The organism is Pseudonocardia sp. T1-2H (genome assembly GCF_038039215.1).
In the GTDB taxonomy this organism is placed as follows: Bacteria; Actinomycetota; Actinomycetes; order Mycobacteriales; family Pseudonocardiaceae; genus Pseudonocardia.
In genome coordinates, this window is sequence record NZ_JBBPCL010000001.1 from 2,651,123 (window position 1) to 2,671,479 (window position 20,357).

Annotated in this window: 14 protein-coding genes; 5 read left to right on the forward strand and 9 right to left on the reverse strand. The window is 72.3% G+C overall.

Annotation, left to right across the window (positions count from 1 at the left end):
• Positions 1–1,446 carry a GntP family permease gene (locus WBK50_RS13290; protein ID WP_341335907.1) on the forward strand — a complete coding sequence of 482 codons (1,446 nt, stop codon included), beginning with the start codon at positions 1–3 and terminating at the stop codon, positions 1,444–1,446.
• Between the two features lie 138 nt (positions 1,447–1,584).
• On the opposite strand, the gene WBK50_RS13295 is transcribed toward WBK50_RS13290, so the two are convergent.
• The gene (locus tag WBK50_RS13295; protein WP_341335908.1) at positions 1,585–2,052 is read right to left on the reverse strand and encodes a phosphate-starvation-inducible PsiE family protein; all 468 of its coding nucleotides are present in this window, start codon (positions 2,050–2,052) and stop codon (positions 1,585–1,587) included.
• A 237-nt stretch (positions 2,053–2,289) separates the two neighbouring features.
• Here WBK50_RS13295 and WBK50_RS13300 point away from each other — a divergent pair, with 237 nt between their 5' ends.
• Genes WBK50_RS13300 through cydD form a run of 3 tightly spaced genes read left to right on the forward strand, consistent with a single transcriptional unit; the run spans position 2,290 to position 8,410 of the window.
• Positions 2,290–3,687 (forward strand): cytochrome ubiquinol oxidase subunit I, encoded by a 1,398-nt coding sequence (locus WBK50_RS13300; protein WP_341335909.1) that lies wholly within the window; start codon positions 2,290–2,292, stop codon positions 3,685–3,687.
• A 17-nt stretch (positions 3,688–3,704) separates the two neighbouring features.
• Positions 3,705–4,742 (forward strand): cytochrome d ubiquinol oxidase subunit II, encoded by a 1,038-nt coding sequence (cydB, locus tag WBK50_RS13305; RefSeq protein WP_341335910.1) that lies wholly within the window; start codon positions 3,705–3,707, stop codon positions 4,740–4,742.
• 8 nt (positions 4,743–4,750) lie between these two features.
• Positions 4,751–8,410, forward strand: a complete 3,660-nt coding sequence (cydD, locus tag WBK50_RS13310; RefSeq protein ID WP_341335911.1) for a thiol reductant ABC exporter subunit CydD — start codon at positions 4,751–4,753, stop codon at positions 8,408–8,410.
• 63 nt (positions 8,411–8,473) lie between these two features.
• Here cydD and WBK50_RS13315 read toward each other — a convergent pair whose 3' ends face one another.
• Positions 8,474–10,399, reverse strand: coding sequence for an MFS transporter (locus tag WBK50_RS13315; RefSeq protein ID WP_341335912.1), 1,926 nt, complete (start codon positions 10,397–10,399; stop codon positions 8,474–8,476).
• Between the two features lie 174 nt (positions 10,400–10,573).
• Entirely contained in the window at positions 10,574–11,713 is a 1,140-nt protein-coding gene (locus WBK50_RS13320; protein WP_341335913.1) for a hypothetical protein, read from the reverse strand.
• A gap of 464 nt (positions 11,714–12,177) precedes the next feature.
• Between WBK50_RS13320 and WBK50_RS13325 the strand changes: the two genes are divergently transcribed.
• Complete coding sequence (locus tag WBK50_RS13325) at positions 12,178–12,594, forward strand: SseB family protein (protein ID WP_341335914.1); 417 nt, start codon at positions 12,178–12,180, stop codon at positions 12,592–12,594.
• Between the two features lie 149 nt (positions 12,595–12,743).
• Here WBK50_RS13325 and WBK50_RS13330 read toward each other — a convergent pair whose 3' ends face one another.
• The 6 genes from WBK50_RS13330 to WBK50_RS13355 form a co-directional block, all read right to left on the reverse strand.
• Positions 12,744–13,943 (reverse strand): hypothetical protein, encoded by a 1,200-nt coding sequence (locus tag WBK50_RS13330; RefSeq protein ID WP_341335915.1) that lies wholly within the window; start codon positions 13,941–13,943, stop codon positions 12,744–12,746.
• Positions 13,944–14,341: 398 nt separating this feature from the next.
• Positions 14,342–14,983 carry a DUF6875 domain-containing protein gene (locus tag WBK50_RS13335; protein ID WP_341335916.1) on the reverse strand — a complete coding sequence of 214 codons (642 nt, stop codon included), beginning with the start codon at positions 14,981–14,983 and terminating at the stop codon, positions 14,342–14,344.
• Between the two features lie 159 nt (positions 14,984–15,142).
• Positions 15,143–16,117: a TauD/TfdA family dioxygenase gene (locus tag WBK50_RS13340; RefSeq protein ID WP_341335917.1), complete on the reverse strand. Its 975-nt coding sequence runs from the start codon at positions 16,115–16,117 to the stop codon at positions 15,143–15,145.
• Positions 16,118–16,182: 65 nt separating this feature from the next.
• Positions 16,183–17,217, reverse strand: coding sequence for a hypothetical protein (locus WBK50_RS13345; RefSeq protein WP_341335918.1), 1,035 nt, complete (start codon positions 17,215–17,217; stop codon positions 16,183–16,185).
• Positions 17,218–17,495: 278 nt separating this feature from the next.
• The gene (locus WBK50_RS13350) at positions 17,496–18,515 is read right to left on the reverse strand and encodes a DUF1611 domain-containing protein (RefSeq protein WP_341335919.1); all 1,020 of its coding nucleotides are present in this window, start codon (positions 18,513–18,515) and stop codon (positions 17,496–17,498) included.
• 953 nt (positions 18,516–19,468) lie between these two features.
• On the reverse strand, positions 19,469–19,654 hold the full coding sequence (locus tag WBK50_RS13355; RefSeq protein ID WP_341335920.1) for a CsbD family protein: 186 nt from the start codon (positions 19,652–19,654) through the stop codon (positions 19,469–19,471).
• Positions 19,655–20,357 lie beyond the last annotated feature (703 nt).

The following is a 20,357-nucleotide window of genomic DNA, read 5'->3' on the forward strand; positions in this document are numbered from 1 at the left end:
ATGACCACCCTCGTCCTCGCCCAAGCCGCGGCCACCACCGGCTCCGGGACCCGGCTGATCCTGGCGGCGTTGATCGGCATCGCCGTGATCGTCGTCCTCATCACCCGCTTCAAGGTCCACCCGTTCCTGGGTCTGACCCTCGGCTCCCTCGTCGTCGCCGGCATCGCCGGACTCCCCGCCTCCGCAGCGGTGGAGAGCTTCGTGAAGGGCTTCGGCAGCACCGCGGGCAGCGTCGGCACGCTGATCGCGCTGGGCGCCATGTTCGGCAAGCTGCTCGCCGACTCCGGCGGCGCGGACCAGATCGTCGACACGATCATCGGCCGGTCCAGCACTCGCACCCTGCCCTGGGCCATGGCCGGGGTCGGCGCGCTGATCGGGCTGCCGATGTTCTTCGAGATCGGCCTCGTCCTGCTGATGCCGGTGATCTTCCTCGTCGCCCGCCGGTCCGGACTCTCGCTCGTCAAGGTCGGCATCCCGGCCCTGGCCGGCCTCTCGGCGATGCACGGCCTCGTGCCGCCCCACCCCGGCCCGCTCGTCGCCATCGACGCCCTCAAGGCCAACCTCGGCATCACGCTGGTCCTCGGCGTCCTGGTCGCCGTCCCGACCGTCGCCATCGCCGGTCCGCTGTTCGCCCGCTACGCCGCCCGCTGGGTGAACATCCCCGCCCCGGACCTGTTCACCGGAACCGACGGCGACGGTCCCGGCGACGGCCCCACCCGCTCCGAAGGACCTTCCGGCGGCTCGGGTACCGGCACCGCGCTCGAGCGTCGCACGGTCTCCCGGCCCACCTTCGCCATCACCCTCGCCACGGTGCTGCTGCCCGTGGTCCTGATGATGGGCAAGGCGCTCGTCGACATCTTCGCCATGAAGGGCACCCTGCTCCGGGACGGCCTCGACTTCGTCGGCACGCCGCTGATCGCCCTGCTCATCGCCGTCGTCGTGGCCGTCTTCACCCTCGGCCGCGGCGCCGGGATGGACGCCCGGGCCATCGCCCGCTCCCTGGAGCAGGCGCTGCCCCCGGTCGCCGGGATCCTGCTCATCGTCGCCGCCGGCGGCGGGTTCAAGCAGACCCTGATCGACACCAAGCTCGGCGACCTCATCGCCACCTGGGTCCAGGGCAGCGGCGTGTCGATCCTCCTGCTCGCCTGGGTCATCGCCGTCCTCATCCGGCTCGCCACCGGCTCGGCGACCGTCGCCACCGTCACCGCGTCGGGCATCCTCGCCCCGCTGGTGGTCACCCTCGACCCGGCCCACACCTCGCTGCTGGTCCTCGCCATCGGTGCCGGTTCGGTCTTCTTCTCCCACGTCAACGACGCCGGCTTCTGGCTCGTCAAGGAGTACTTCGGCCTGTCGGTGGGCCAGACCGTCAAGACCTGGTCGCTGATGGAGACGGCGATCTCGGTGGTGGGGCTCGTGCTCGTCCTGCTCCTCGGCCTGGTCGTCTGACACCTCGACCGGCACCACGGGCGTCGAGCCCACACGACGCGGCGGCAGGCCCTCGGCCTGCCGCCGCGACGGTCTGCGCCGGGAGACCCCGCGCATCCTCCCGTCGAAGTGTGCTGGATCCCCGGGGAGACGAGGTCGTCACCGCGGTTGCCCGGCGGCGAGGGTGAGCGAGCGCCGCCACACCAGGGCGGTGACGGCCATGACGAGGATCAGCGTCATCAGGATGAGCAGTTCGATGCCCTGGGCATTCCACCTGAACGACTGCTCGGCCTCGGCGGTCAGGACGAGAACCCGCCGGATAGCCGCGACCAGGCCGATGACGAGGAAGGGTTCGGGATCCAGGGCACCCCGGTGGCGGAGTGCGATGGCGACCGTGTGCAGGAGCTCCGCGACGATGAACAGCAGGAGGGTCTCCTCGAGAACCGCGAGCACGATCACCGGCAGGTTGTAGGGACCGGCCAGGACGATCACGGTGTGACGCACGGTGTCGACGATCAGCGCGAGTGCCAGTCCCGCCAGCAGTACCGCGACGACCACGTGGATGACGTCCTCGGCGACCTCGATGGCGTGAACCGTGCGTCCCGTGAGCCCGTCGGTCCCCGCCACCGCCACGATTGTTCAGCACCGCCGTTCCCCGAGCCTGGTCCCGGGGACATGAGATGGGGCCGCACGAGCCGACCTGTCAGGACCACCGAGCCGGCGGACCCGAAGCCCGCCCGCGGCACGGGGCTGTCCTGGGAGGTCGGCTCGACCTGCCAGACCTCGCGCCACTGGGCCAATGCACCCCGGCCGTCGTCGTCACAGACTTCGAACGGCCCGGTACGCCGAGAGAGGGAGGAGCCGGTGGACCAGCTCGATCTCGCGAGGTGGCAGTTCGGGATCACGACCGTCTACCACTTCTTCTTCGTCCCGCTCACCATCGGCATGGCCTGGGTGGTGGCCGGGTTCGAGACGGCGTGGGTGCGCACCGGCGACCCCGTGCACCGCCGCCTGACGATGTTCTTCGGGCGGCTCTTCGTGATCGTCTTCGTCCTCGGGACGGTCACCGGGATCGTGCAGGAGTTCCAGTTCGGGATGAACTGGAGCGCGTACTCGCGCTTCGTCGGGGACGTGTTCGGTGCCCCGCTGGCGTTCGAGGGACTCCTGGCGTTCTTCCTGGAGGCGACGTTCATCGGGCTGTGGATCTTCGGGTGGGACCGGCTCGGCCCCCGGCTGCACCTGGCCACGATCTACCTGGTGGCGGTCGGTTCGCTGGTCTCCGCGTTCTTCATCCTGGCGGCGAACTCGTGGATGCAGCACCCCGTGGGGTTCGTGGTCGACCGGGAGGAAGGGCGTGCGGAGCTCACCGACCTGGGCGCCGTCCTCACGAACTCCACGACGCTGGTCGCGGTCTACCACGTGGTCTCGGCGGCGTTCCTCACCGCGGGCGCCTTCGTGCTCGGCGTCAGCGCCTGGCAGCTGTGGCGGCGCGGCGACGGCCCGGACGCGCCCGCGTTCCGCCGGGCGGCGCGCGCGGGGATGTGGATGTCGCTGGCCGCCGGTGTCGTCGTCCTCTCGTCCGGCCACGTCCAGGGTGTGATCATGACGCAGCAGCAGCCGATGAAGATGGCGGCGGCCGAGGCGCTCTACCACACCGAGCAGCCCGCTGCGTTCTCGCTGATCACGATCGGCACTCTGGACGGCTCGCGGGAGATCTGGAGCGTCAAGGTCCCGGGCCTGCTGTCGTTCCTGGCGACCGGCTCGTTCGACGGCAGGGTCGAGGGCATCTACGACCTGCAGGACCGGTACGTCCGGCAGTTCGGCCCCGGCGACTACCGCCCGGTCGTCCCCCTGACGTACTGGACCTACCGGTTGATGATCGGCTGCGGAGCGCTGGCCGTGGCGATCGCGGCGACCGGGCTGTGGCTCACGCGCCGGGGCCGGCGGCCGGCGAGCCCGTGGTTCCACCGCGCAGCGGTCGCGGCCATCGGGCTGCCGCTGCTCGCGAACTCGTTCGGCTGGGTCTTCACGGAGATGGGCAGGCAGCCCTGGGTCGTGTGGGGGCAGATGAGGACCGCCGCCGGGGTCTCGCCGACCGTCGGCGCCGGCACCGTCCTCACGTCGATGACCGTCTTCACCCTCCTCTACGGGGCGCTCGCGGTCGTGGGGGTCCTCCTCCTGCGCCGGCACGCCGCGGCCGGCCTCCCGGCGGAGGAACCGGAGCCGGAGGACCGCGAACACCGGGCCACGGTCGCCTACTGATCAGGAGCGGACTCGCCATGGGCCTTGCCGACGTCTGGTTCGTCGCCATCGCGGTCCTGTGGACCGGCTACTTCTTCCTGGAGGGGTTCGACTTCGGGGTCGGGGTGCTGCTGCCGGTGCTCGGCCGCACCGAGGAGGAGCGCGGCGCGCTGATCGACACGATCGGCGGGGTCTGGGACGGCAACGAGGTGTGGCTGATCGTCGCCGCCGGGGCGACCTTCGCCGCGTTCCCCCTGTGGTACGCGACGTTGTTCTCCAGCCTCTACGTCCCGCTCCTCGTCATCCTCGTCGCGCTGATCGTGCGCGGTGTGGCGTTCGAGTTCCGCGGCCGGGGCGAGACCGCCCGCTGGCGGAGGAACTGGGACGCGTTGCTCGTCGTCGGCAGCCTCGTCCCGGCGGTGCTCTGGGGCGTCGTGTTCGGCAACGTCGCCCGCGGGTTGCCCCTCGACGCCGAGCACCTCGACCGGGGCGGCCTCGGCGAGCTGCTCAACGGGCCCGCTCTGGTCGGCGGCCTCACCACGCTCACCCTGTTCCTGCTGCACGGCGCGCTGTTCCTGCGCCTGCGGACGGAGGGGGAGCTGAGGGTCCGGGCGCGGCGGGCGGCCACCTGGATCGCGCCCCTGGCGCTTCTCCCGACCGTCGTGTTCGTGGGCTGGACGCAGGCGCAGCGGGCAACCACCGCAACGACGGTGATCGGCCTGGTGGCCATCCTCTGCCTGGTCGGCGCCTGGGCCCTGAACCGGGCCCGCAGCGCGGCGGCCGGATTCGCGTTCAGCGGCACAGCGGTCGTCACGGCGACGGCCACGCTGTTCCTGGCGCTGTACCCCGCGGTGCTGCCGTCGACCCTCGGCCCGGCCTTCGACCTCACCGTGCACAACGCCAGCTCCACCGGCTACACGCTGACGATCATGACGTGGGCGGCGGGGATCTTCCTGCCGATCGTGGTGGCCTACCAGGTGTGGACCTACCGGGTCTTCGCGCGCCGGATCGGCGCGACGGGACCGTCCCGGGAACACGGGGCCGTCCACTCACCGGCCGGGTCCGGGCCGGCCTAGGCCCGCGGATGCCCCCCGGTGACGGAACGAGCCTGCGCCCGCTGGATCCGCGGCTGCTCGCGCACGCCGGGGCCGCACGTGCCTATCTGCTGTGGTGCATCGCCTCGGGACTGGGCACCGCCGGACTGCTCGTCGCGCAGGCCACGCTGCTCGCCGGTGCCGTCACGAGCGCCTTCCTCGACGGCGCCGACCTCGCCGCACTGGCGACGCCGATGGCCCTGCTGGCCGCGGTCGTGCTCGGCCGCGCGCTGCTCGACGGTGCCCAGGAGGTCGCGGGGCACCGGGCGGGAGCGGCGGTCACGACGGAGCTGCGCACCCGGCTGCTCGACCAGGCGATGCGGCTCGGCCCGGGGTGGCTGTCCACCGAGCGTCGCGGCGAGCTGACCGCGCTGGCCACCCGGGGTGTCGACGCCCTCGACGGCTACTTCTCCCGCTACCTCCCGCAGCTCGTGCTCGCGGTCGTGGTGCCGGTCGTCGTGCTGCTCACGGTGTTCGGCGTCGACCTCCCGGCGGCCGTCACGATCGCGGCGACCCTGCCGCTGGTGCCCGTGTTCATGGTCCTGGTGGGGTTGGCGACCCGGCAGCACGCGGACCGGCAGTGGCGCGCGCTGGCCGTGCTCGCCGGGCACTTCCTCGACGTCGTCGCCGGACTGCCCACGCTGAAGGTCTTCGGCCGGGCCCGCGCCCAGGCCGCCACGATCCGCGCCGTCACCGACGACCACGCCCGCGCGGCCCTGCGCACGCTCCGGGTGGCGTTCCTGTCCGCACTGGTGCTGGAGCTGCTCTCGACGCTGTCCGTGGCGCTGGTCGCCGTGGGCGTCGGGCTGCGTCTGGTCGCCGGGTCGGTCGACCTGCGCACCGCCCTGGTCGTGCTGATCCTCGCGCCGGAGGTGTACCGGCCCCTGCGGCAGGTGGGCGTGCACCACCACGCGTGCGTCGAGGGCCTCGCGGCGGCCCGGCGGGTGTTCGAGGTGCTGGAGACGGCCCCGGCGCCTGTGTATCGCCCGGCCGCGGTTCCCGACCTGCGGGTGCACCCGATGCGGGTGGAGGCGGTCACGGTCACCTACCCGGGCGCGGCCCGGGCCGCGCTCGCCGACGTGTCGCTGGAGCTGGACCCCGGGGAGACCGTCGCGCTCGTGGGGCCGTCCGGCTGCGGGAAGTCGACCCTGGCCGCGCTGCTCGTCGGCGTCGTCCGGCCCACCGGCGGCCGGATCACCGTGGGTGGGGTCGACGCGGCCGCGTTCGAGCCCGACACCTGGCGGGCGCACGTCGCCCACCTGCCTCAGCGACCGCGGCTGTTCGCCGGCACCATCGCCGACAACGTGCGGCTGGCCCGGCCGCAGGCTCCGGCCTGCGCGGTGCGGGCTGCGCTGGACGCCGCCGGGGCCGGCTTCGTCGATCGGCTCGCGGAGGGTGTCGACACCCCGCTGGGGGAGGGCGGGGCCGGGCTCTCGGCGGGCGAGCGGCAACGGGTGGCCCTGGCCAGGGCCCTGTTGCCGGACGCCCGGCTGCTCGTCCTGGACGAGCCGACGAGCGGGCTGGACGCCGCGGCCGAGCAGGCCGTCGTCGACGGCCTCCGGGCGGTCGGTGCCGGGCGGACGATCCTGCTCGTCTCCCATCGGCCGGCGCTGCTCGCCCTGGCCGACCGGGTCGTCCGGCTGGGCCCCGCGTCCGGGGCACCCGCGCCCCCGGAGACCGGGGTCGAGGAGCCGGTGCCGGAACCGGGCGGGCACCAGCGCCGGGCCGCCGCGGAGGAGGAACCGACACCGGCCGGGTGCACCCGGGACGGGCGGGAGCCGGGCCCGACGGGGTGCCCCGGCGGGTGGGGGCCCGCAGCCGGCTTCCCGCGCCACTGCTCCGCTGTGAGGCGGGTGGCCGAGTTCGGCCGGCCCGCCCTGAGGCGCCTGGCGCTCGCGGCGCTGTGCGGTGCGGTGGCGACGGCCGCGGGCGTCGGGCTGATGGCCACGTCCGCCTGGCTCCTCTCCCGGGCCGCGCAGCACCCGCCGATCCTGTACCTGCTGGTGGCGGTCGGCGCGGTCCGGGCCTTCAGCCTCGTCCGGGCCGGTTCCCGGTACGCCGAGCGGCTGGCCTCGCACGACGCCGCGTTCCAGGTGCTGCGGGAGCTGCGGGTCGCGGTGTGGAGGCACCTGGAACGGGTCGCCCCGGCGGGGCTACCGGCGTACCGGTCGGGGGACCTGCTGGCCCGGCTCGTCGCCGACGTCGACGCGCAGCAGGACCTCTTCCTCCGCGTCGCCGTCCCGTGCGCCGCGGCCGCGGTGGCCGGGGTCGGTGCCATCGCGCTGCTGTGGTGGCTGCTGCCCGGTGCCGGCCTCGCGCTGCTCGTGGCGCTGCTCCTCGCCGCCGTCGCCGTGCCGTGGCTCGCGGCGCGGGCGGGCCGACGGGCCGAGCACGGGGTGGCGGCGCTGCGGGGGGAGCTGTCCGACGGGATCGCGGAGCTGCTCGGCGGGGCGCGCGATCTCCTGGCCTGCCGCGCGGCCGGCCGCCGGCTGGACCGGGTCGCCGGGGTCGACCGGGAGCTGCAGCGCGCCCGGGCCGCCGCCGCGACGTCCACCGGGCTCGCCGCGGGCCTGACCACCCTCGCCGCCGGGGCCGCGATGTGGGCGGCATTCGCCCTGGGCGTACCCGCCGTCCGCTCCGGCGCGCTCGACGGGGTGGTCCTCGCCGTGCTCGTGCTCGTCCCGCTGGCGGCGGTCGAGGTCGTGGCGGTGCTGGCCCAGGCGCCCCAGGACCTCCGGCGGGTCCGCCGCTCGGCGGAACGGGTGGTCGACGTGTTCGACCGGCCGCAGCCGGTGCGCGAGCCGCCGACCCCGGCGGCCCTGCCCGGCCCGCCGCACACGCTGCGCGTCGAGAGCCTGCGGGCGTACTGGCCCGGCGCGGCGACCCCGGCCGTCGACGGGCTCGACCTCGACCTGACGCCCGGCCGCCGGGTCGCGGTCGTCGGGCCGAGCGGCTCGGGCAAGAGCACGCTGGTCGCGGTGCTGCTGCGGTTCCTGGACCCGGCCGCGGGCCGGGTCACCCTCGACGGCGTCGACGTCACCACGCTGGCCGCGGACGACGTGCGGCGGGTGCTCACACTCTGCGCGCAGGACGCACACGTCTTCGACACGACCATCGGCGAGAACGTGCTGCTCGCCCGGCGCTCGGCCGACCCGCGCGAGGTGCGGGCCGCCCTGGCGGGCGCGCGTCTCCTGGACTGGGTCGACGGCCTGCCGGACGGCAGCGCGACGGCCGTCGGCGAGCACGGGTCCCGCGTCTCCGGCGGCCAGCGCCAGCGCATCGCCCTGGCCAGGGCATTGCTGGCCGACCGGCCGGTGCTGCTGCTCGACGAACCCACCGAGCACCTCGACCTCGCCACGGCCGACGCGCTGGCCGCCGAGCTGTTGGCCGCCACGGCCGGGCGCACGACGTTGCTGGTCACCCACCGGCTCGCGACGCTCGGGGACGTCGACGAGATCGTCGTGCTCGACGGGGGCCGCGTCGTCGAGCGCGGCACGCACGCCCGGCTCCTCGCGGCCTGCGGGCCGTACCGGCGTATGTGGGACCTCGAGCGGGACGCGCGGCGGTTCTGTGATCCGGCACAGCCGACCGCGGGCGGGGGAGGGGTGGGGGCCCTCGCTCCGGCCCGGCCCAGGCCCGCGGCACCGTGACCGTCACGCTCCGACCGCCCCTGACGGGCCCGCGCGTCCGCGGGGCGCAGGGCGTCCACGCGCTCAGCGGTCGGCGGCGGTCCGCCTGGTGCTGCCCCGTCCCCGGCCTCGCCGCGGGCCGTAGCTGTCGCGCGACAGCTGCTGGACGCGCCCCTCGTCCACGGCCTGCCGGAGCGCGCGGCGGAACCGGCCGGGACCCCAGACGCGCCCGCCGACGTAGCCCGCGAGCGCTCCGGTCTGGGTGGCTCCCAGTCCGTCGAGCGCGGCCTCGATCGCGGCGACCTCCCGGTCCAGGGCTTCGTCCGAGGCCGCCGACCATCGGCTCGTCGTGCCTGCCGTGCCGATCTGACCGGGGGAGTAGAACGCCGAGCCGGGGCCGGGCCGCAGCATGCGCAGCCCGTGCCGCTCGTGGGCGTCCCGTTCCGCGGCGCGCCTCAGGATCCGCATGTTCCGTTCGCGCGCCGTCCGGTGCTGCTCCTCGGTGGCGCGGACGGGCTCCCGCGCGGTCTGGATGGCGCCCTGCTGCCGAGGATCCGCCTCGGCCTCCTCCGCGGTGAGCGGGGTGGCGATGCTCTCCAGCGACCTGCCCTCGGCGCGCACCCCGAGCGCCAGCTCCGCCACTCCACCGAGCGCCATCGCCGCCGCGCCGATGAAGAAGCCCAGCGAGATGAGCCCGCGGCTGCCGCTGTGGATGAAGTTGCCGAACAGCAGCGGGCCCGTGATGCCGCCCACGGCGGTGCCGACCGCGTAGAACAGCGCGATCGCCAGACCGCGGATCTCCAGCGGGAACACCTCGCTGACGGTGAGGTACGCGGAGCTGGCGCCCGCGGACGCGAGGAAGAACGACGCGAGCAGCAGCGCCATGAAGGAGGTCGTGGTGAGCGACCCGTTGCGCAGCAGGAGCCCGAGGACGGTGACCAGCGCCGCCGAACCCAGGTACGTCCCCGCGATCATCGGGATCCGGCCGACCGTGTCGAACAGGCGCCCCAGCAGCAGCGGACCGAGGAAGTTGCTCGCCGCGAACAGGACCATGTAGCCGGGCACCGCCGACGAGCTCACGCCGAACTCCCTGCTGAGCAGGGTCCCGAGGTCGAACACGACCGCGTTGTAGAGGAACGCCTGCCCGATGAACAGCGCGAGGCCCAGCACCGCGCGGTTGGGGTAGCGCCGGAAGGCGATCGAGACGAGCTCCCGGTAGCGGATGTTCTGCCGCCGGCGGACGGTGATCTCGTAGGCCGGGGGTGGCAGCTCGGCGCCCGTCTCCGCCCGTACCTGCCGCTCGATGTCCGAGACGATCCGCTCGGCCTCGTCCTCCCGGCCGCGGAGTAGCAGCCAGCGTGGACTCTCGGGCACGTGTCTGCGGACCAGGAGGATGCCCAGGCCGATCACGAAGCCGAGGCCGAAGGCGATCCGCCAGCCGAGGCTCGGCGCGAACAGCGACGCGTCGAGCAACAGCAGGGACGCCAGGGCACCGAGCCCGGACCCCACCCAGAAGCTCCCGTTGATCGCGAGGTCCACCTGCCCGCGGTTGCGGGCCGGGATGAGCTCGTCGATCGCCGAGTTGATGGCCGAGTACTCCCCGCCGATGCCGACCCCGGTGAAGAACCGGCAGAGGAAGAAGTACCAGGGGGCGAAGGCGAACGCGGTCAGCACGGTCGCCACCAGGTAGATGGCCAGGGTGACCATGAAGAGCTTCTTGCGCCCGAGGCGGTCGGTGAGCTGACCGAAGAACAGCGCTCCGAGGCACGCCCCCGCGACGTACAGCGCGGCGCCCGTCCCGATGTCGGCTGCCGTCAGCGTGATCCCGCTGCCGGGCTCGATCATCCGGGAGGCGACCGCCCCGACGATGGTGACCTCGAGGCCGTCGAGGATCCACACCGCTCCCAGGCCGACCACGATCCGCCAGTGGAACCGGGACCACGGCAGCCGGTCGAGGCGAGCCGGGATCGCGGTTCGCAGGGTCGCTCCCGAGCCGGACACGTCCGCCATGTGTGCCACCTCCTCCGGCACCGAGGTTTCGCAGCCTTCCGGCACCGGGTCTTCCCAGCCGGATTCTGCGAACCTCGGTGCCCCGGGCACCGGCCCGGCGGCACCACCTTCGACGCCTCGTTCGCCCCGCCGGCGCAACGGCACCACCGCTCGGCACCGGTGCCCCGGGCGGTGTCAGGGGCCGTCCGCGCCGGACCTGCGCTCATGCCCTGCGCGACCGTCGGCGGCGCGATAGCCGTACGCCGCCTCGCGCACCGTGACATCGGTCTCGAGGGCCGCTCCCAACGCCCCGCCGAGGACCGCGAGAGCGCTGACGAGCGAGGCGATGCCGATGTAGTCGCCGATCCGGGGCGGGTGGCCCAGCTGCTGTCCGAGGACGGGCTGCAGGAGCACGGCCCTCGCGCAGAGCGTCGTGACGACCAGCAGCGCGGCGAGCAGCGGGAGCACCCCGAGCGCCACGGTGAGCGCGGTCGCGAGGTTGACGAGCGTGACGCGTTCGCGGGCCGCGGGGACCTGCGGCCGTTCCCACAGCCGGTGCCCGACGATCAGCGTGACGCAGATGATCAATGCCGCCACCAGGTCCAGGGCGAGCAGGCGAGGCCAGCTCATGGCGTCCCCGATCCACCACAACGACGCCGAGGAGAGCCCGAACGCTGCCGTGCCCGCTGCCGCGACCAGGACGCGCGAGAGGCCGATCATCAACCGCCACGGGCGGTTCGCCCGGACCATGCCGAGCAGGAGCCGGATGTTCCCGACGGAGGCCGCGGTGACGAAGCGGACGCTGTCCTGTTCCGGGGCGTCGCGGCTCCCGACCGCGGAGTCGAGCAGCCGCCGGCGCCACGAGCGTCGGCGCGTCCCCGGCGGGGGCGACTGCCGGGGGCCGCTCGCGGCATCCGGGGCGAGCTCGTCGAGGAGGTACAGCACCGCCTGCAGGACCCGTTCCACAAGATCGACCGCGCCGAACGCGGGCACCGAGACCACGCCGACGCCGAGGGCTCTCGAAGCGAAGGCGGTGACCGGCCGGCGGCCGACCCGCACCGGGAGGTCGGTCAGGCAGATCGCGAGCTCCCATCCCTCGGCGAGCAGACGCTCCCGCGCCGGCCGGACCAGGTCGACGTCGATGTTCGCCGTCCCGACCAACGGTTCGGGGCGGACCACGAACGCCCACCGGACGCGCGGTGCCCGTGCGGCCATCACGACGGGCAGGCGGTCTGCGAGATCCTCGGCCAGCTCCAGCGGCAGGCCCGGTGCGGCGACCAGGCCGGCGACGACCTGCCGCTGCGCCGGGTCCTCTCCCGCTCGTCGCTCCGTCATCCGCGCTCCTACCCGCGTGCCTCGAGCGGCCGTGCGCCGACCGGGGAGGAGGCGGACGTCGCGCCGGCCTCGGACTTCGGTGGCGCGCGGCGGTGACGGGATGCGCCCCGTGCCGACGCATTCTGCGTCACGTCAGCCCGCGGAACCTCGGCCCGCCAGGCGCAGATGCGGCGGCCATACCCACGCCGGCGGGTCCACGGCCCCGAGCGCCCTCGCGCGGGACCTCGGACTCGACCCACCGGAAGCTCGACGGGCTGTGGGGCGGCCCGTGGACGTCGCTGCCCCGCCCGGTGCCGGTCGACTGGCCCGGCGGGGCCACGGCGGGCACGCCGCGCTGGTGCTGCGGGGCCGAAGATGCCGACGGGTCGCTCCCGGGAGCATCGTGAGGACGCCACCGGTGCCTCCGCGCGGTCGGGCAGTGCTCGCCACCGCACGAAGCGCCCTGGAGGAAAGGACGAGTCGTCATGACGTCGACCCCGGACGATGCCGCAACGGACCAGACCGGCGCGGGCCCGGACCCGGACACCGCCGCCGTTCTGCGTGACCTCGCGACGAGCATCGCGCTCCTGCCGCAGGTTCCGCCGTCCGAGGGCGAGGAGCGACCCGAGGGTGCGATCGCGCTGCCCGTCATCGAGCAGGACGGCCAGCGCTACATTCCCGTCTTCACCAGCGAGGACGCGCTGCGCTCGGCGGGGGCGGATGTCGACAGCGCGCTCCGCATCCCGCTCGCCCAGCTCGCCGCGAACTGGCCCTCGGACGACATGTGGCTCGCGGTGAACCCCGCCAGCGAGGACGGCCTCGGGCTTCCGCCCGACGTGGTGCGGGCTCTGCCCGTGTTCGCGGGCAGCCCGGACGGGGCCGGCGAGTCCTCACCGGGCTGAGCGGCCGCTCGCCCACGGGCACAGGGCGTGACCCGGCGGCGGTCGGACCAGGCCTGCTCGGGATCCCGGATGGGTGAGCCGCCGAGACAGCGGCCCCGCTTCCGTGTGCACGAGGCGGGGCCACTGCTCCTGTTGCCGGCCCGGCAGGGCTAGCGGCTGGTCGTCGCCGCCGCACCAGCCTCCGCAGCCCCGACCCCAGCTGTGGCCGCCGACGTCTTCGACATCGCCGCCGCCGTCCCAGCCCCGGCCCGAGTCACCGTTGTCGCGCGCGGGCCCTGCCCGGGCGGCTCCGGGGTGAGCAGAGCGGTGCTCTGATAGGCGCCTCGACTCGCACTGATCACCACGTCCCCGGCAGGGACGGCCGGGCCCATGTGGCGCACCGCGACGCTCGCCGCCGCGCCGTCGATCATGTACGGGCCGAGCACGAACGGCACCTGCGCGCTGACCTGCCGCCCGGACTCCTGATCGAGGAACGGCATCGTGATGCGGTCGGATTCGACGCGGCGTTGCAGAACCATCGGCCAGTCGAAAGCCCGATGGATCACCTCCGACCAGTCCTGGGGCGACGTCTGGCTCCCGAAGGCCACAGCGGCTCCGGACTTGCCGACGGCGGGCTTCGCGACGAGTCGGTCACGCTCGCCGGTCGTCGTGCGCAGCACCTTCTCGTCCGCGGCGGGATCTCCGTCCAGGTTCAGGCCCACGGTCCAGGGAACGTGGCTGCGGACCAAGGCGTGGTCGGCTGCGGAGAGCAAGCCCGCGTCACAGTCCTCGTGGAGCCAGGCCAGGACCGCCTTCGAGGCGATGAGGGCCGACTCCGCACGCGGGAGCAGTTCGACGGTCCCGGCCCGGTCAGCGGTACGCAGCGCGGCGAGTCCGTCGCCGTCGTCCACGATGCGCATCCCGCCCCACTCGAGCAACACGACGTCGATCGGCACATCGGCGGCGATCAGCCGACCAGCGGCGTCGAGGCTCAGGTCGGAGAGATCAGCCTGCACCACCTCGATCCCCGTCCGCTGGAGGTCGGCCAGGAGGGGCGCCGTGACCGTCTCGCAGCGCCGGGTCGTGCCGGCCTTGTCCTTCACCCGGTACACGGGCATGAGCAGGCGGCCTGGGCCGCCGTGCCCGTTCCGGGCTCGGAGCGCCCGGGCCAGCGCCGCGGAACGTGCCGTCACCGTGGAGGGTGGCGGGCGGAGACCGCTCTCCGGACACAGCTCGGCGTAGGCCTCCGCGAGTTCGGGCGTCACCACGGCGCCGCCGAGCCGGGTGCTGTTGTTGAACTCGAGGAGGCGGGGCCGCCCGTGCTCGATCAGGAAATCGGGACGGGCATACCGGGTGAGTTCTCCGGTCACCAGCGGACGATCAGGATCCATCAGCTGAACGGGATGGGGAAACCGAAGGACTCGGTGGAGTTCGCCCAGGGTCGCGGCACGGCGACGGCACGCGTCCACCGCCAGGCGCAACAGCCGGGCTGCCAGTGACTCGAGACCTCTGTAGGCGTGTTCTCCGATCACCACCGGCCGGAGCGGTTCCCAGCACCTGCTCTCCGCTTCCTGCTGTGGGTTGACGCCCCATCCGGTCGAAGCCGCACGGCGGGTGACCAACTCATCGCGGAGCCGCTCGGGTAGGGCCCCCCAGGCATCGGGGACCAGGAGGTCGGAGGGCTCGTCATCAGCCATGTCGTGCCTTCTCCCGCGTCGAGGAGGAATTCAGCGGTGCTGTTCTCCCCCGTGGATCCTTGATCTGGCGACTACGTCGGAAGGCCATGCCGCTCACGCGCTTCGCGGTACATCGAGAGCAGGAGCGAGTCGCGTATCCGGCCACGCTGGAAGTGCGACCCGAAGCGCATGTCGTACTCCTTGAACCATTGCCCGGAATCATGCAGGAAGAGGATGTCGTGCGGCGCCATGTGTCGTATTGCGAGCATGGCGACCGGGGCGGCGGAGACCCTGAAATCCGCGTTCCGAACCGCTCTCTCGTCGCAGAGAGGATGGAATTGCCCGACCATCAGTCCTGATTCCACAGCGAAGTTCTTCAGGTGCGCGTACACCGCATCCAGGCGGCTCCAGTCCGGCCGCCCCATGCGGGGCATGACGATCAACCTGCTCTCGAGGAGTACTCCGGATCCGTGCGGCGGCTGCTCTGCCTCGCCGAACGCGCGGATCTCGGCTCGCAACTCCTCGTTCAGTTCTGCTTCGTTCGATCCGTCGATGTCGTACCGCATGCGGATGTCCACGGCGTGCTCAGCGAGCGCACGAGGAACGAACGGGCACACAGGGCCGGACCGCCCAACTCTCCGATCGGCAGCGGAGACATATTCCCGCAGCCAATCCTGTACCAGTCTGAGGTACTCCTCAGAATATTCGTCCTCCATCATGGCCGGCTTCTTCATGGCGCAGCCCTCCCTCGGACGTGACGCATCGCTGTCACGCCCTCTTGCCTCAGAACCCTCGTGCGAGCGGCCCAGCCCTTTCATGCATGCCGATCTGCTCGGTCCCTATGTGCTGTCGACGCAGTCAGGAAGCGGGACGTTCAACCAGCTGCGGTGTGACTATCCGGTCTGTCCGGCGGGTGCTTCGTGGAAGCGCAGACGCAGGAGATGGCGCTGCGGATCGGTGAACGCGGTGCGCCCGTGCAACGCGATGTGGTTGTTGATGATCAGGAGTCCGTCGGTGGGGATGACCAGCCGGATCTCGTCGGCTCCGTGCTCGAGCAACTCGATCAGAGTGTCGAGCGCCTTGCGTATCTCGGGAGTTCCGCATTCCGGGTGCGCGGCGATTCCACGGCGAATCCCACCCTGCCGCCAGCGCCACATCGGTTCGTCGGAGAGAACCGGCGCGTACAGGTATCCGTCCGGGCTGACGTCGCTGTACGGGCGGAATGCTCGCGGGATGCGCCTCGGCAACTTCGTCTCGGTCAGGAGCTGAACCGCCGCGCTCCCTTCTGGGGTCTCCTCGAGCTGCTTCTTGAGGACTCGACCGTCACGGAGCAGCGAAACTCCACCCCCGCATCGAGCAGCCAGCACCGAATACAGCAGGAAGAAATGCTCCGGGACGGGCAGAGACCCGTTGTCGGTGTGATATTGGGCTTCACGGTCATTTTCCGAGAAGCTCGTGTGGCCCGACGACCCCTCTCCGCGGTTCCGGACGTCCCACAACACGTTGTCGAACGGGATGTTCGCGGTCGGGTCCCCCAGCAGCACGGCGAGCGCGAAGACACCCTTGCGCTTGTCGTCGATCTCCAGTCCGCCCAGGCCCAGTTCCGGGATCAGAACCGCACACACCTGGTCCTCGTTGAATGCCCGGCGGACCCTGTCGGTGAGCACGGTGAGCTGGGGGGCGACCTCACGCAACCGCGTCCGCAAGCCGGTGGGATCGCGCGGAGGAGTCAGCGCCTCACCCGCGACATCGGCTCCGTAGTGGTCGACCAGCGCGGCCCTGATGGCCTCCATCTCCGTAGCCCACCACGATCGCTCGCTGCTCGTCTCGAACTGGACGACGCTCCTGGATGGCGCGGTCGTCGTCATGTGAGTTACCTCCGAAATCTCGAACCCCAATCTCGAGTCCGGCGACCACCGTCATCTGCCGGATCTCACGCTTTCCCGGTTCGGGGCGGCTGTAGGAGCGGAACTGCCGCCGCTGCCGGAGCGCCCGCTGCTCGGCGGCATCCGCGGTCGCCGGCGTTCCTGTGTTCGAACTGCTGACCGGGCGAGTTCGAATGCAGCGTCGGTGACCGGGCTCGGGCGAGGTCGGCAAGCCGCTTCTCAGGTGCGTCCACCGGTCCACCGGGGTGTGCGCGGGCGGCTCGGGAGAGGTCGTTGTTGCTGATGCCGAGGTGGATGCCGTGTTCGGCCATGGCGGCCACGACGTGGGGGGCGAGGGCGGGGTCGGCTCGGGCCATGGCGGCCACGAGCCTGGAGAAGTGGCGCCGTTCGCGGACGGCGTCATCGATCAGGCCTACCGGGTTCTCGCGTCCGGCCAGTTCCAGCCCCCGCAGCAGCAGGGTGTCGAAGCGGGTGGGGTCGGCGCCGGTGTCGGTGACGCGTTGGCGGGCGCTCCAGCACGCGGAGGCCCAGATCGTGCCGTCGGCGTGGGGGTCGCTGTGGGGCCCGCCCCGGAAGTGGGCCATCGTCCAGCGGGGGTCGAGCTTGCGGCGTCGTTGTTCGGTCTGCGCGATGTTGTGGCGGTGCCAGCCGTAGATGTCGGGGGTGCCCAGCAGCATCGCAGTGATCGCATCGGAGGTGCCTTCGTCCAGGGCGATCTTCTTGTTGGCCTGCTGCCGGGGCGGGCGCAGCCGGTTGAGCCGGAAGTCCGCGGTGTGCCTGCACACGTGGTGGCCGACCTCGTGACAGACGATGGCGGGGTTGTGTGCGGGCGCACGGAAATACAGGTCGGTGCCGGGGTCGGCGACGAACCCCGCGCCGCCACTCAGATGCACCTCCCCGTCCGAGTTGGACGGGTCTGCGTCGACCCCCACCCCCGGGCCGGGCAGCCGGTAGTGTCCGCCACTCCACCGGCGGAGCTGCTCGTGCATCCCGATGCGCACCACCAGACGCGGCAGCGGATGCCCCAGCAGCCCGGTGACATACCGCAGCGCCCGCTGGGTGTGAAAGGCCGCGTTGACCACCCCGAACGCCCGTGCCGCCCGGTCGGCCGCCGCACCGGCCGACGGACCACCCCCGGCCGAAGGGTCGAACACCAACGCTCCGCCGAGCCCGCAGCCGGTGAACAACGCTCCGCCGCGCTCGTCGCGGACCGTGGCCTCGGGCAACACCACGTGCGCCGACCCGACCTCGAGGACATCCAGTTCGACCTCCCCGAGCCGCCCGGGCCCGGCCCGGCCCTCAGACCGGTTGCGCCCGTCAGAGCAGCCGCGCCGGTCGGGGAGGTAGACCGCGGCGCGGGTCATGCCGTGACCGCCGCACAGCTCAAAAGTTCCAGCGCACCACCGGCGATCAGCTCTTGCGGCGACAACACCGGAAGCCCGGTCGCCGCCGCCGCTTCCCGCGACGCCAACGGGCTCGCGGTCACCAACCCACTCACCGCCCGCACCGGGGCGCCGAGATCTGCCATGATCCCGACTCCGGCCACGGCGCTGAGCGCATCGGCGACCGCCAGCACCACCCCGTCCGCGAACCCCACCAAACCTGCGGCCAACCCCCGGGTCTCCTGTTGCAACAACCCGTCGGCGATCTCCAACACCACTACCGACGCACCACGCCCGACCAGTGCGTCCCGGATCCCGACCATCGTGGCCCGCAACCGCTGCGGCGGATAACCGAACGTCGACGCCATCCCGAAATCCAGGAAATCCACGATCTCGGCCGCCCCGGCGTCCTGATACATCCACCGGTCCTTCCCGCTTCCGGAACCGGTGACCTTGCCCGCCCCCACCCGCAACCCGGCGCGTGACCACCCCTGCACCAACGCCGCGGCCGTCGTGGTTTTCCCCGCCCCCATCGACGAACCCACCACCACGAACGTGCCCAACTCCGCCCGCGCCGACACGGGCGCCGCCATCGCACATCCGTCCATCGACAACGGCCGACCGGAACGATCGGCCAACAAGCCCAGCACCTCCAGGACCGTGGGCTCACCACGCCGCGCGTGCGCCGAGGCCACCCGCCCGACCACCCCGCCCGCGGTCAACAGGTGCGCCACAGTCCCCGTCGGCAGATACCCCTCGTAGTAATCGGTCGCATACCGATTTCCGAACCCCCCCGTCACCACATCTCCCGGATACAGCCGGACCTGCCGGCCATTCGTGTCCTCGATATGATCATGAGCCCGCACGTCCATCACCCTGGCCGCCACGAGATCCCCCAACCGCGGCTCACGGTCAAGACTCCCCAGCCCGACCGCCCCACGATCAGCCACCCTGCGGGTGACATAACTCCATTTGGCATCCAAGAGCTGTTGCATCATTAGCCCCCACGCTGGTGCTCGAACCCGATCTCCGAGCTCACGTATGGTCCGTTTTCGCGCTGCTTGCCTGCATCGGCCGCGGCCGCTTCGGTGACGTGCGTCCACGTCACCCGACGCGGGTGGCGCCGGAACTAGGCGCTCATAGCCTCGACAGGAGAATCACGGTCTCGACGATCCCGGCGGCCGCACCCACCGACTGCCCGAGATCGTTTCGTGCATCGTCTATGCGTGCATCGTCTATGTCGGACGGTGTGCCGGTCGTCGGTCAACCGGTAGCGACTGCAGGCCATCGACCTGTACGCCGAGCACGACGAAACCCGTACGAGGGCTGTGACACGGCCTGTCCCGTCCCGCCCGCGCGAAGCATGGATCAATTCACGAGGAGCCACGCCAGTCGCCCATTGCTGATTCCCTCACCTTCTGTTGCAGAACAGGAACGCGGTCACGGTCCTGTGCGGCGGCCTCGGTCGAGCTCCTCGGGCCATAGGCGCTTCAGCCCTACCGCTTCAGCCCTACCGGGTCCTCGGGGAACATCGCCCTCGCGCTGCCACCGGTAGACAGCCGGTGGGCGGGCCGCAGCGTTTCGCGTCGTGTCCGGCGCTACCCGGTTGCGCGCTCCTCGCCCCGAACGATGCACAGCGACCACACTGGGTGCTAATGCGAACGCGAGGGGTCGCCACGCCAACCGAGCGACGCCCCCTCGCCACAGAGGGCGGACGCTCTCGACGTCGGTCTCGATCGGCGAACCTGACCTGGTGCGGGGTCCGGCCGGCTCATCCCGCCGTGGTCCTCGAAGGTCTCCGCGGGGAGATCCGACGCCGCTGCCGACGTGCCCGACGTCAGCCGGAACGGGCGGAAGTGGCCGGCGGGCGATGCTGCACAGCACGGTGACCGGCGCCGGACACACGAGCGGGCCGAACCCCGCTGAGGGATTCGGCCCGCTGGTGGGGTCGCTACTTGTCGACGATGTTCTTGGCGGCGTCCTTGAGCTTCTCGCCAGCCTGCTTGATGTTGCCGGACGCCTGGTCGGCCTTGCCCTCGGCCTCGAGGCCCTCGTCGTCGGTGGCGTTGCCCACGCCCTCCTTGGCCTTGCCCTTCAGCTCCTCGGCCTTGTTGTCGATCTTGTCGTCGAGTCCCATCGTGGTCCCTCCTTGAAGACGTGGTGGCCGCGCTGGACGCGGGAGGGTGCGTCCCCGACGGCCGGGCCATGGTGGTTCCCGCGGTCGGCGAGCGACAAACGTGCTCCGGCGGCCGGGCCCGGGATGCGACGTGTGCAGGACGGGCGTCGACGATCCGGCACTCTCGGCGGCGGACGGGCTCGCCCCGGCCCGAGGGAAGTGCGCTTGCAGGCGCGATCGCTGGTGTCCGACCTCTTCGGTGACCACCTGCGCTACCGGGATGGGGGGTCCTGGGACTGGGACATCAGCCGTGACCCGGCGACGTGGTCGGAAGGCATACGGGCTCTACGGACTCCCGCAGACGGCGGCGCACACCCTGGAGGCAGCGCTGCGATGCGTGCACGCCGACCATCGGGCGACGGTGGCCGCGGCGGTCAGGTGGGCGCTGGCGTCGGGCCACGCCCATGCCGCCGGCCACCGGATCGTGCGTCCGGACGGCGATCCGGCGGCTGGACTCGGCGGGCCGGACCTTCACGGGGAGGACGGTGTACCGCAACGGATGCGGAGTCTGACCTGAGACGTCACCGATCGCCGGCAGAGCCCGAACGCCAGGTGGTACGCCGCGACGCGGTGGTGGCGCGCGACCCGACTCCGGTTTAACCCGATCGGGTAGTTCCGGTCAAGGTTGCCCACTCGCAGCTGCGGATGGAATTGATGATTGACG

Bases quoted from the DNA above. Each gene is read 5' to 3' on its own strand.
- WBK50_RS13290 (WP_341335907.1), top strand. From the start codon at position 1: ATGACCACCCTCGTCCTCGCCCAAGCCGCGGCCACCACCGGCTCCGGG.
- cydB (WP_341335910.1), top strand. From the start codon at position 3,705: ATGGGCCTTGCCGACGTCTGGTTCGTCGCCATCGCGGTCCTGTGGACC.
- cydD (WP_341335911.1), top strand. From the start codon at position 4,751: ATGCCCCCCGGTGACGGAACGAGCCTGCGCCCGCTGGATCCGCGGCTG.
- WBK50_RS13315 (WP_341335912.1), bottom strand. From the start codon at position 10,399: ATGGCGGACGTGTCCGGCTCGGGAGCGACCCTGCGAACCGCGATCCCG.
- WBK50_RS13320 (WP_341335913.1), bottom strand. From the start codon at position 11,713: ATGACGGAGCGACGAGCGGGAGAGGACCCGGCGCAGCGGCAGGTCGTC.
- WBK50_RS13325 (WP_341335914.1), top strand. From the start codon at position 12,178: ATGACGTCGACCCCGGACGATGCCGCAACGGACCAGACCGGCGCGGGC.
- WBK50_RS13335 (WP_341335916.1), bottom strand. From the start codon at position 14,983: ATGAAGAAGCCGGCCATGATGGAGGACGAATATTCTGAGGAGTACCTC.
- WBK50_RS13340 (WP_341335917.1), bottom strand. From the start codon at position 16,117: ATGACGACGACCGCGCCATCCAGGAGCGTCGTCCAGTTCGAGACGAGC.
- WBK50_RS13350 (WP_341335919.1), bottom strand. From the start codon at position 18,515: ATGATGCAACAGCTCTTGGATGCCAAATGGAGTTATGTCACCCGCAGG.
- WBK50_RS13355 (WP_341335920.1), bottom strand. From the start codon at position 19,654: ATGGGACTCGACGACAAGATCGACAACAAGGCCGAGGAGCTGAAGGGC.